This is a genomic window from Pseudomonas sp. WHRI 8519 (assembly GCF_040224055.2).
GTDB lineage: Bacteria > Pseudomonadota > Gammaproteobacteria > Pseudomonadales > Pseudomonadaceae > Aquipseudomonas > Aquipseudomonas putida_X.
Map to the genome: position 1 here is coordinate 4,206,767 of NZ_CP167996.1, position 11,822 is coordinate 4,218,588.

Genomic DNA, 11,822 nt, shown 5'->3' on the forward strand with positions numbered 1-11,822 from the left:
CCTCCGTGCGCACCTTGATCTGGCTGCGTGTGGCCACCCATTGGCTGGAAGTCCGCATGAGTCGCATACCCAAAACCCGCCGCCACCTCTTGGCGGGCAGCCTCGGCCTGCTGGCCGTTGGCAGCCTGTTGGCCTGGAAGGCGCTTCCTTTGGGCGCCTTGCCCGTGAGTACCGTCGCGGTCACCCGCGCCGACATCGAAAGCAGCGTCACCGCCCTGGGTACGCTGCAGCCGCGAAGGTATGTGGATGTCGGCGCCCAAGCCTCCGGGCAGATCCGCAAGCTGCACGTGGAGGCTGGCGATCAGGTGCACACGGGGCAGTTGCTGGTAGAGATCGACCCCTCTACCCAGCAAGCCAGGCTGGACGCCGGACGTTTTTCGATCGACAACCTCAAGGCGCAACTGGCCGAGCAGCGCGCACAGTACCAGCTGGCCACCCAGCAGTACCGGCGCCAGCGCGAACTGGCTGGCGCCGGCGCCACACGCGAGCAAGACCTGCAGGCAGCCGACGCCCAACTCAAGGTCACCCAGGCCCGCATCGACATGATCCAGGCGCAGATCCGCCAGGCCCAGGCCAACCTGCGCAGCGATGAGGCGGAGCTTGGCTATACACGTATCTACGCGCCGATGGACGGCACCGTGGTGGCGGTGGATGCCCGTGAAGGCCAGACCCTCAACGCCCAGCAACAGACGCCGCTGATTCTGCGGATCGCCAAGCTCTCGCCGATGACCGTGTGGGCCCAGGTGTCCGAAGCCGACATCGGCAAGGTCAAGCCTGGCATGAGCGCCTATTTCACCACCCTGGCCGGCGGCAAACGCCGCTGGAACAGCAGCGTGCGGCAGATCCTGCCAATCCCGCCCAAGCCGCTGGCGCATGCCAGCCAGGGCGGCGGCGGCCCTGCCAGTGCCATCGCCGGTACCACAGGCAGCCAGGTGGTGCAGTACACCGTGCTACTGGACGTCGACAACCCCGATAGGGCGTTGATGGCCGACATGACCACCCAGGTGTTCTTCGTCGCCGGCCAGGCCAGCCAGGTACTCACCGCGCCACTGGCGGCACTGGACGACAGCCAGGCCGATGACCTGCGCATGGCCCAGGTACTGGGCCAGGATGGCAAGGTCGAACAACGCACAGTGCGGATCGGCCTCAGCGACCGGCTGCGCGCACAAGTGCTCGATGGCCTCAGCGAAGGCGAGCGCCTGGTCATCGGTGCGCCCCTGGCCAGCGGAGGTTGAATGGCCGTTCCCCTGATCGAACTGCGCGACATCCGCAAATCCTACGGTGGCATCGACACCCCCAAGGTCGACGTGCTGCGCGGCATCAGCCTGAGCATCCACCCTGGCGAATTCATCGCCATCGTCGGTGCATCGGGCTCGGGCAAGTCGACCCTGATGAACATCCTCGGCTGCCTCGACCGCCCCACCTCGGGCCATTACCTGTTCGCCGGCAAGGACGTGGCCCGGCTGGGCAGTGACGAACTGGCCTGGCTGCGCCGCGAAGCTTTCGGTTTCGTGTTCCAGGGCTACCACCTGATCCCTTCAGGCTCAGCCCAGGAAAACGTCGAGATGCCCGCCATCTACGCCGGCACTGCGCCCGCCGAGCGCCACGCCCGCGCCGCCGCCCTGCTGGAGCGCCTGGGCCTGGCCAGCCGCACCGGCAACCGCCCGCATCAATTGTCCGGCGGCCAGCAGCAACGGGTGTCGATCGCCCGCGCACTGATGAATGGCGGCCATATCATCCTTGCCGACGAGCCGACCGGCGCCCTGGACAGCCGCAGCGGTACCGAGGTCATGGCCCTGCTGGACGAACTGGCCAGCCAGGGCCATGTGATCATCCTGATCACCCACGACCGCGAGGTGGCGGCGCGGGCGCGCCGGGTGGTGGAAATCCGCGACGGGCTGATGATCAGCGACTCGGCCGGCGACCAGCCGCCAGACAGTGCACCGCACACCCTGCAAGCCGATGACCTGCGCCAGCGCCTGGACCGCGGTACGACCGTGCGTGGTGCGTGGCAAGGCGAACTGCTCGAGGCGCTACAGGCAGCCTGGCGGGTCATGTGGATCAACCGGTTCCGCACCGCCCTGACCTTGCTTGGCATCGTCATCGGCGTGGCTTCGGTCGTGGTCATGCTGGCCGTGGGCGAAGGCAGCAAACGCCAGGTCATGGCCCAGATGGCCGCGTTCGGCTCCAACATCCTCTACCTCAACGGGCGCCCGCCGACGCTGCGCGAGCCAGGTGGCATCGTAACGCTCGATGACGTCGCCGCCATCGCCGCACTGCCCTGGGTTCGGCGCGTCATGCCGGTCATCGGCGGCGACCTGATGGTGCGCCACGGCAACAACAACCAGAAGTTCTATGTGGGCGGCAACAACGTCGAATTCCCCGCCATCCTCAACTGGCCGGTCGTGCAGGGCAGCTTCTTCAGCGAGGCCGACGAACGCAGTGGCGCTGCCGTGGCGGTCATCGGCCAGAAAGTCCGCGACAAATTGCTGGCCCCCGGCACCGACGCGCTGGGTCAATACCTGCTGATCGGCAACGTGCCGTTCCAGGTCGTTGGTGTGCTCGCCGGCAAGGGCGCAAGTTCGGGTGACCAGAAGAGCGACGAGCGCATCGTGGTGCCTTACTCCGCCGCCTCCATGCGCCTGTTCGGCAGCCACGATCCGGAATACGTGATCATCGCCGCCGCCGATTCGGCCCGGATCGCCGAGACCGAAGCCGCGATCCAGCGCCTGATGCGCAAGCGCCATCAAGGCAAGGACGATTTCGAGCTGACCAACGATGCAGCCTTGATCCAGGCCGAAGCGCGCACACAAAACAGCCTTTCGCTGATGCTTGGGGCGATCGCTGCGATCTCGTTGCTGGTCGGCGGCATCGGCGTGATGAACATCATGCTCATGACCGTGCGCGAGCGTACCCGTGAGATCGGTATCCGCATGGCCACCGGCGCGCGCCAGCGCGACATCCTGCGCCAGTTCCTCAGCGAGGCGGTGATGCTGTCGATGGTCGGCGGGCTGAGCGGCATCGTGCTGGCGCTGCTGATCGGCGGCGGGCTGATATTCGCCGACGTCGCCGTGGCCTTCGCCCTGCCCGCCATTCTCGGCGCCTTCAGTTGCGCCGTCATCACCGGCGTGGTGTTCGGCTTCATGCCAGCACGCAAGGCCGCCCGACTCGACCCGGTCAAAGCCCTTACCAGCGAATAATCCATGACATTGCCAAGCCGCATCAGCCTGTTGACCCTGTGCCTGGGCCTCACCGCCTGCACTACCCCCCCTGCGCCCTCAAGCGGCATCAGCGCACCGCAACACTGGCAAGGCAAGGTAGCTGCGCCCGCCATCGCACTGCCATCGGGGCACTGGTGGCAGGCGTTCGCCAGCCGTGAGCTGGACCACCTGGTCAAGCGCGCACAACACAACGCCCATGACCTCGCCGCAGCCGCGGCCCGCGTACGCCAGGCCCAGGCCCGCGCCGTGATCGCTGGCGCGCCGCTGTTGCCAGAGGTGCAAGGGGGCCTCGATGGCAGCCGGCAACGCCTCCTGCACGGCGAAGGGTCCGACCAGTTGGACGTCAGTAGCAGCGAGCCCACCTACACAGCCTTCGGCCTGCAACTCACCGCCAGCTACGAGCTCGACTTCTGGGGCGGCCTGCGCGCGGCGCGGGCGAGCGCGCTGCACGGCCTCGACGCCAGCCGCTTCGACCGCCAGACGGTGGAACTGACCTTGGTCAGCGCGGTTGCCGACAGCTACCTGCAAGGCCTGGCCCTGGAAGAACAACTGCGCATCGCACGCCTTAACCTGCGCAATGCACGGGCGGTGCTGAACCTGGTCGAAACCCGCCAGCGCGCGGGCTCCGCGACCCGCCTGGAACTGGCCCAGCAGCGCAGCCTGGTGGCGGCTGTGGAGCGCCAGGTGCCGCTGCTCGAGCAAAAGCGCCAAGACAGCCGCGTCACCCTCGCCACCTTGCTCGGCGACCCGGTACAGGCCTTGCCGGCCAGCCGCCAGCCGATCACCACCCTGCACTGGCCGGCAATCGGCAGCGGCGTTCCCAGCGAGCTGCTGACTCGCCGCCCCGACATCGCCGCTGCCGAAGCACGCCTGGCCGCCGCTAACGCCAATGTGCAGGTGGCCAGGGCGGCCATGCTGCCGAAGCTGACGCTGGGCGCCAACCTTGGCACGGGCGCGAACACCTTTGCCCAGGTGCTCGACAGCTCCTACTACACCCTCACTGCCGGCCTGGTCGCGCCCATCTTCAACAACGGCCGGCTGCGCGCCTCACGCGAGCTGGCCGAAGCCGAGCAGGACGAATTGCTCGAACAGTACCGCAGCAGCATCCTGGCCGGCTTTGCCGACGTGGAAAAAGCCCTCAACGCCATCGAGGGTGTGGAGCGTCAACGGCTGTGGCAGGACGAAGAAGTGGTGCAGGCACGCCAGGCCTTCGGCCTGGCACAACAGCGCTATGAAGCGGGTGCCGAGACCCTGCTGAGCGTACTGGAGACCCAGCGCACGCTTTACCTGGCCCAAGACCAGCAGGCGCAGTTGCGCCTGGCCCGCCTGCAGGGCAGCGTGGCGCTGTACAAGGCACTTGGGGGTGGCTGGCAGCTACCGCACTGAAAAGGCCGCGACTACTTGCGGCCGATGTTTTCAGCGCTGCGCCAACTTCAGATTGCGCGCGTACCAGGGGCGTTGCGGGACTTTCGGCCGCAGCTTGGCGAACAGGTCATCGTCGCCAAAGATGATGCGTAACGCCAACTTCATGGTCTCCGGGTCCATCTCCACACTGCGCCCGGGCCGCAGCCCCGGTACCGTCGAGCAACCGTGGGTGTCTGGCCCCAGCCACGGGTCGGCCACTTCGACCCAGCGCCCAGGCGCAAACCACGGCACACCGTTGACGTCCAGGCGCCTGACCTGCCCCGGGTGCACCCGCTCATGGGCGCGGAACCAATCCTCGATACGGTCGTCGATCCAGCCGTGGAAGTGCCAGAACACCGGGTTTACATGGGATGAAAACGGATCGCCGAGGAAGTCGTTCTCGGCCTGGAACCAGCGTGCGGCAAAATCTTCCGGTTTGCGTGCGAACGGCACCGGCAGGCCACTGGAGGGGTCGCGCGGCACCGAAGCCCAGCGCATGTGCAGCCAGTCGTGCAAACCCAGCTCCATTTCCGAACCGAACTGCCCCAGCGTAAGCGTGCTCAGGTAGTGCGGGTCGGTGTACTTCGACTCCCATACCTGGAAGTTGGCGTGGAACGTATCGGGCGTCTTTATATCGCGCACCCATTGGGTGTACGCGGCATCGCCCGAAGCCAGCCAAGTGGGCGGCAAGGCATTGCCATCATGGTTGTCGAAATAGCGGGCGAAGCCGATGCGGTCGCGCTCAAGCTCAGGTTGCGGCAGTGGAAAACGCTTCCAGGAGGGTAAATCCTGATGGGCCCGGGCCGCACCCAGCATGTGCCTGTGCATGAAGAAGAAATCCACGCCCGAGCCGTTGCGGTCCTTGTGCCGGCCCCGCGCATCGCGTTCATGGCCGCGCGGCCCTGGCTGCCAGCCCAGGCCGCGCAGCGCCGCCTGTTGGTCCTTGTTCAGCTTGTGCCACTTGTCGCGCGAGGCATGCCAGAGCTGGTGGAACAATCGATGCTCCGGCGCGATCAGGCTCGCCAGCAAGGCCGGTGACAAGGGCGCCCGCTCCCGGGCCTCGGGGAACGGGCGCTTGAGCGCAAGAAAGCGGTTGTCCTGCTCGGGCAGGGTCAATGCGCGCCCCAGCGGCAGCATGCGGCCATTGAGGGTGGCCTGGCCGGCGTTGCCGAACCCGCCCCAGGCTTCGTCGAGGACCACCTGGCACTCATAGCTGACCTGCTCCTGCCCCGGCTGCGTCGAAAACAGCCGCCAGCGCAGTGCCCCTGGCTTGTCCCCCAGCAGGTCGCCCATCACGCGATAGCGCGGCTCTTGCGTACCCCGCAGGCGCTCGGGCGTGTCCAGGTAACCACGCAGGCCACGCCCACTGTGGGCCACGTCCAGCAACAGCTCCAGCTCCCCCTCAGGCAAGCCGTGCAGCCCTGCGTCCGCGCCCTGCGCCGTCCAACGCCAGCACCCGCGCAAGGTGTCCCCCAACTGCTGCAGGGGCGCATCGGCAAGTTCGACCACGGCTTCGCCCGGGGTTTCAGGAAACTGCTCGTCGAACTGCTGGCGCTGCACGTGCCGCACGTACAGCGCGGCGGGCACCGCCACGCCTGTCAATGCCACACCGGCGATGAAGCCGCGTCGAGAAATCGTCATTGCACTACCTGAGCATTCATTGCGGCCATGGAACACGGCCCGTCCAAGGCTAGAACGTTGTGCACCACGCAAAATTTACCGCCGCGGGCGGACCGCCCGTGGCGCAGCCAACGATAAATTTGCCCTGCCGTTGTTCGTCCACCTGATACCCAAGCCCTGCCCGCGCAGACCCTGAGCCGGCAGCCGCCCCGATCACCCGCGCAACGAGATGGCAATGACCAAGACCCGTTCCCGCAAAGCCCTGTACATCGGCCTGCCCCTGGCCCTGACCGTTGCCCTGGCAAGTGCCGCTGGCTACTTCTATTGGCAGCACCTGCACGCAGGCTACCCGCTGAAAATCGTGCAACAGGCTGAGCAGCTGCACGAGCACATGCTCTCGTTCGACAGCCATATCACCGTGCCCTTGAGCATGGGCAGCGAGGGGCACGAAGTGGACAAGGATGGCCCCGGCCAGTTCGACCTGGTCAAGGCCAACCGTGGCCGCCTCTCAGGTGCCGCCCTGACCGTATTCGGCTGGCCGGAAATCTGGAACGGCCCGAACGCTCCGCACCGCCCTACCCCCGGTTTCGTCGATGCCGCCCGGCAAGAACAGGAAGGGCGCTACAAGATCATCACCGGCATGGTCCGCGACTTCCCCAACCAGGTCGGTATCGCCTACACCCCTGACGACTTCCGGCGCCTCAACGGCGAAGGCAAGTTCGCCATCTTCATCAGCATGCTCAATGCCTACCCGCTGGGCCACGACCTGTCGCAGCTCGACCTGTGGGCGGCACGTGGCATGCGCATGTTCGGCTTCAGCTACGTCGGCAACAACGACTGGGCCGACTCTTCGCGGCCGCTGCCGTTCTTCAACGACACCGCCGATGCCCTGGGCGGCCTGTCACCGCTGGGCGAGCAGGCAGTGAAACGCTTGAACGACCTGGGCGTGATCATCGACGTGTCACAGATGTCCACCTTGGCACTCGAGGATGTCGCTCGCCTGTCGCGCGCGCCAATCGTGGCTTCGCACTCGGCACCGCGGGCCATGGTGGATATCCCGCGCAACCTCTCCGACAAAGAGATGCAACTGATCAAAGAGAGCGGCGGCGTGATTCAGGTGGTTGGCTTCGGTCAGTACCTCAAGCCCCTGACCCAGCCGGTCGTGGACAAGCTCGATGCCCTGCGTGCGCGCTTCGACTTGCAACCGCTGCAAGGCCTGACCAATGCCTTGATGCCGGGCGACGCGGTGATTGCCATCTGGCCAGAGGCCCGCTTCGGCGAGTATGCAAGCTCGCTGTACGCCATCCTGGAAGACGAACCCAAGGCCACCTTGAAACAGTACGTCGACGCCATCGACTACACCGTGAAAAAGGTCGGCATCGACCACGTCGGCATCGCCTCGGACTTCAACGATGGTGGCGGCCTGGAGGGCTGGAAGGACGTCAGCGAAATCAGCAACGTCACCGCCGAACTGCTGACCCGCGGCTACAGCGAAACAGACATTGCAAAGCTCTGGGCGGGCAATTTCCTGCGCGCCTGGGAGCAAGTCCAGCGCGCTGCCCACCCTGTCGCCAACCGTTGAGCCGAGCCTGCCTACCATGAGCAACCGCCGTAGCTTCCTGAAACAGGCCGGCCTGCTGGCCGCGAGCCTGCCACTGCTGCCCCAGGCCCTGGCTGGCGCCAGCGCACCACTGAGCGGCCCCGACAAATGGCGCAACCTGCGCACGCTGTTCCCGCTCGACCCACAAGTCGCGCACTTCGCCAACTTCCTGGTGACCGCCCACCCGCGCCCGGTACAGGCAGCGATCGACCGCCACCGTGCCGCGCTGGACCGCAACCCCGCCGCCCTGATGGACTGGGAAAGCCAGTACGAATGGCAGCGCGAGGATGAAGTGCGCGAGTGGGCCGGGCGCTACCTTGAAGTCAAACCGCGCCAGGTGGCCTTGACCGGGAGCACCACCGAAGGCCTGGCGATGATCTATGGCGGCCTGAAGGTCGGCGCCCACCAGGAGATCCTGGTCACCGAGCACGAACATTACTCCACCCACAAGGCGCTGGCCTTCCGCGCCCAGCGCCAGGGCACCCTGACCCGCAAGATCCGCCTGTTCGACGACCCGTGGACAGTCTCCACCGACCAGGTGCTGAGCACCCTGGACAAGGCCATCCAGCCGCATACCCGCGTGCTGGGCATGACCTGGGTGCACTCCGGCAGTGGCGTCAAGCTGCCGGTCGGCGAGATCGGCGCACTGGTGCGCCAGCACAACCGCAACCGCAGCGAAGCCGAGCGCATCCTCTATGTGGTCGACGGTGTGCACGGCTTCGGCGTGGAGAACGCGCGTTTCGCCGACTTCAACTGCGACTACTTCATCGCCGGCACCCACAAGTGGATGTTCGGCCCGCGCGGCACGGGGATCATCTGCGCGGCCTCCACCGGCATGGAGCACCTCACCCCGACCATGGCCACGTTCTCCCGCGATGAGGACTTCGCCACCATCATGACCCCGGGCGGCTACCACGCCTTCGAGCACCGCTGGGCCGCCAATGAGGCCTTCAAACTGCACCTGGCGCTGGGCAAGGCCGACGTGCAACAGCGCATCCACCAACTCAACAGCCTGCTCAAGGGGCGCCTCGCCGAGCACCCCCAGGTGCAGCTGGTGACACCGCGCAGCGAGCGCTACTCGGCCGGTTTCACGTTTTTCCGCATCAAGGACCGCGACCCCGACGCCGTCGCCGCCCACCTCACCGCCAACAAGGTGATGTGCGACGCGGTGTATCGCGATGTCGGCCCGGTGATCCGCCTGGCCCCCAGCCTGCTCAATGACGAGCAGCAGATCGACCGGGCCATGGCCCTGATTACCCAACAACTCTGACAAGGCATCCCCATGACCGCTTCCATGCATCGCCTGACCCTGACCGGCCTGCTGGCCGCCTGCAGCCTGCCGGCCCTGGCAGCCCAAGCCGCCCAACCCCCGGGCACGGTGTTCCGTGACTGCGACACGCTCTGCCCGGAGATGGTGGTGCTGCCCGCCGGCACCTTCAACATGGGCACCCCGCCCGACGAAATGGGGCGCCAGGATGACGAAGGCCCGCAGCATGCGGTGACCTTCGCCAAACCCTTCGCCATCAGCCGCTTCCAGGTGACCGCCGAGCAATGGGATGGCTACCTCAAGGCCACGGGCACGCGCATCGCCGACGGCGACGATCGCCCGGGCCGGCGCTGCACCGCCAGCAAGCCGAGTTACAAACAGGGCCCGCAGCAACCGGCAGTGTGCATGAGCTACCACGACGTGCAGGACTACGTGGCCTGGCTGTCGAAAAAGACCGGCAAGCACTACCGCATGGTCAGCGAGGCCCAACGCGAATATGCCGCACGCGGTGGCAGCACCGGCATGTACCCCTTCCCCATCGACCCAGACGCCACCCTGGAAATCAGCCAGCACGCCAACGTCTACGGCCCCAAGGATGGCTACAGCTACAGCTCGCCCGTGGGCAGTTACCCGGCCAACGCCTTTGGCGTGTACGACATGCACGGCAACGTCTATGAATGGGTCGCAGACTGCTACCACAACAGCTATGCAGGCGCCCCGGCCGACGGCAGTGCCTGGGGCCAGGCCAGCCGGGCCAAGGACAGCTGCAAGGTGGTCAGCATCCGCGGCAACGACTGGGGCGAGGCGCCGATCTTCTCCCGCTCGGGCAACCGCAACACCAATTTCCCGGAGCGCCTGGGTGACTGGCTGGGTGTCCGGGTGGTCCGCGACCTCTGAAGGTACGCGGTTAAATTGCCCTGCGGACCACTCGTCATAACCATGTACTTCTGCCTCTGATCCAGGAATTCAACATGACCTCCAAAACCCGCGGGGCGCTGAGCGAGCTGTTCACCCTGCTCAAACCGTTCTGGCCGATCGTTTCCCTGTCGGTCGTCATGGGCATGGTCGGCGGCCTGAGCGTTACCGCCCTGCTGGCCACCATCAACAGCGGCCTGCACGCCGACGGTGGCCTGAGCAACAGCGTGATCCTCGGCTTCGCCGGGCTTTGTGCGCTGGCACTGGCCAGCTCGATCTGCTCCGACATCGGCACCAACTATGTCGGCCAGCACATCATCGCCAAACTGCGCAAAGCCCTGGGCGAAAAGGTGCTGTCGGCGCCCATCGAGCAGATCGAACGCTTTCGCAGCCACCGCCTGATCCCGGTGCTGACCCATGACGTCGACACCATCAGCGACTTCGCCTTTGCCTTCGCACCCCTGGCGATTTCGCTGACCGTAACCCTGGGCTGCCTGGGCTACCTGGCCACGCTGTCACTGCCGATGTTCCTGATGATGCTCGTGGCAATCGGTATCGGCAGCGTCGTCCAGTACATCGCCCGAGGCCGTGGCATCAAAGGCTTCATGGCCGCCCGCGACGCCGAAGACCGGCTGCAGAAGCACTACCACGCCATCGCCGAAGGCGCCAAGGAGCTGCGCATCCACCGCCCGCGCCGCCAGCGCATGTTCCGCCAGGGCATCCAGGACACCGCCGATGCGATCTGCGCCACCCAGGTACGCTCGATCAATACGTTCGTCATCGCCAAGAGCTTTGGCTCCATGCTGTTCTTCGTGGTCATCGGCCTGGGCCTTACCCTGCAGTTCCTCTGGCCAAGCGCCGACCCCAAAGCCATCAGCGGTTTTGTGTTGGTGCTGCTGTACATGAAAGGCCCGCTGGAACACCTGATCGGCACCTTACCAGTGGTCAGCCGCGCGCAAATCGCCTTTCGCCGTATCGCCGAGCTTTCCGAGCAGTTTTCTTCGCCTGAACCGCACCTGCTGCTGGAGGACCACGGCAACCCGCCTGTGGTGGTCGACAGCCTGGAACTGCGCGAGGTGAGCTATGCCTACCAGGCCAGCCCAGGCGCCCAGCCCTTCCAGGTAGGGCCGGTGAACCTGCGCATCGCCCAGGGCGACATCGTCTTCGTGGTCGGTGAAAACGGCTGTGGCAAGACCACCCTGATCAAGTTGCTGCTGGGCCTGTACCCGCCGCAACAGGGGCAGATCCTGCTCAACGGCCAGGCCATCGACGCACAGGGGCGCGACGACTACCGGCAATTGTTCACCACCGTGTTCGCCGACTACTACCTGTTCGATGATGTGGTGCAGGGCGATACGCACATCCCCGACGACGCCAACCGCTACCTGGAGCGCCTGGAAATCGCCCACAAGGTCAGCGTCAAGGACGGTGCGTTCAGCACCACCGACCTGTCCACTGGCCAGCGCAAGCGCCTGGCGCTGATCAACGCGTGGCTGGAAGAACGCCCGGTGCTGGTGTTCGACGAATGGGCCGCCGACCAGGACCCGACCTTCCGGCGCATCTTCTACACCGAACTGCTGCCGGACCTCAAGCGCCAGGGCAAGACCATCATTGTCATTTCCCACGATGACCGCTACTTCGACATCGCCGACCAGCGGGTCCGGCTGCAGGCTGGCAAAGTCGTCGTAGAACACACGCCAGCCCTTGCCTGAACCCCACCCGGCGCGCCCCACGCGCGCCGGGTGCAGCTGTTTCACCGCCTGCCTAAATCACCCCCCTGCCCCTTCGTCTCTCT

Annotated in this window: 8 protein-coding genes; 7 read left to right on the plus strand and 1 reads right to left on the minus strand. The window is 66.1% G+C overall.

Going from position 1 to position 11,822, the window contains the following annotated elements; genetic code table 11:
• The first annotated feature begins 56 nt into the window (after window positions 1-56).
• Genes ABRP30_RS19305 through ABRP30_RS19315 form a run of 3 tightly spaced genes read left to right on the plus strand, consistent with a single transcriptional unit; the run spans window position 57 to window position 4,607 of the window.
• Window positions 57-1,235 (plus strand): efflux RND transporter periplasmic adaptor subunit, encoded by a 1,179-nt coding sequence (locus tag ABRP30_RS19305; RefSeq protein ID WP_349976306.1) that lies wholly within the window; start codon window positions 57-59, stop codon window positions 1,233-1,235.
• Window positions 1,236-3,200 carry a MacB family efflux pump subunit gene (locus tag ABRP30_RS19310; protein WP_349976305.1) on the plus strand — a complete coding sequence of 655 codons (1,965 nt, stop codon included), beginning with the start codon at window positions 1,236-1,238 and terminating at the stop codon, window positions 3,198-3,200.
• Between the two features lie 3 nt (window positions 3,201-3,203).
• Entirely contained in the window at window positions 3,204-4,607 is a 1,404-nt protein-coding gene (locus ABRP30_RS19315) for an efflux transporter outer membrane subunit (protein ID WP_349976304.1), read from the plus strand.
• A 30-nt stretch (window positions 4,608-4,637) separates the two neighbouring features.
• Here the strand turns inward: ABRP30_RS19315 and ABRP30_RS19320 are convergent, their stop codons facing one another.
• On the minus strand, window positions 4,638-6,266 hold the full coding sequence (locus ABRP30_RS19320; protein ID WP_349976303.1) for a twin-arginine translocation signal domain-containing protein: 1,629 nt from the start codon (window positions 6,264-6,266) through the stop codon (window positions 4,638-4,640).
• A gap of 214 nt (window positions 6,267-6,480) precedes the next feature.
• On the opposite strand from ABRP30_RS19320, the gene pvdM reads away from it, so the two are divergent.
• The 4 genes from pvdM (at window position 6,481) to ABRP30_RS19340 (ending at window position 11,739) form a co-directional block, all read left to right on the plus strand.
• Window positions 6,481-7,827 (plus strand): pyoverdine-tailoring dipeptidase-like protein PvdM, encoded by a 1,347-nt coding sequence (gene pvdM / locus ABRP30_RS19325; RefSeq protein WP_267817467.1) that lies wholly within the window; start codon window positions 6,481-6,483, stop codon window positions 7,825-7,827.
• 16 nt (window positions 7,828-7,843) lie between these two features.
• Entirely contained in the window at window positions 7,844-9,115 is a 1,272-nt protein-coding gene (locus ABRP30_RS19330) for an aminotransferase class V-fold PLP-dependent enzyme (protein ID WP_349976302.1), read from the plus strand.
• Between the two features lie 12 nt (window positions 9,116-9,127).
• A complete protein-coding gene (locus ABRP30_RS19335; protein ID WP_267817472.1) occupies window positions 9,128-10,009 on the plus strand; it encodes a formylglycine-generating enzyme family protein in 882 nt (293 codons plus the stop codon).
• Between the two features lie 74 nt (window positions 10,010-10,083).
• Entirely contained in the window at window positions 10,084-11,739 is a 1,656-nt protein-coding gene (locus tag ABRP30_RS19340) for a cyclic peptide export ABC transporter (RefSeq protein ID WP_349976301.1), read from the plus strand.
• Window positions 11,740-11,822: the final 83 nt, after the last annotated feature.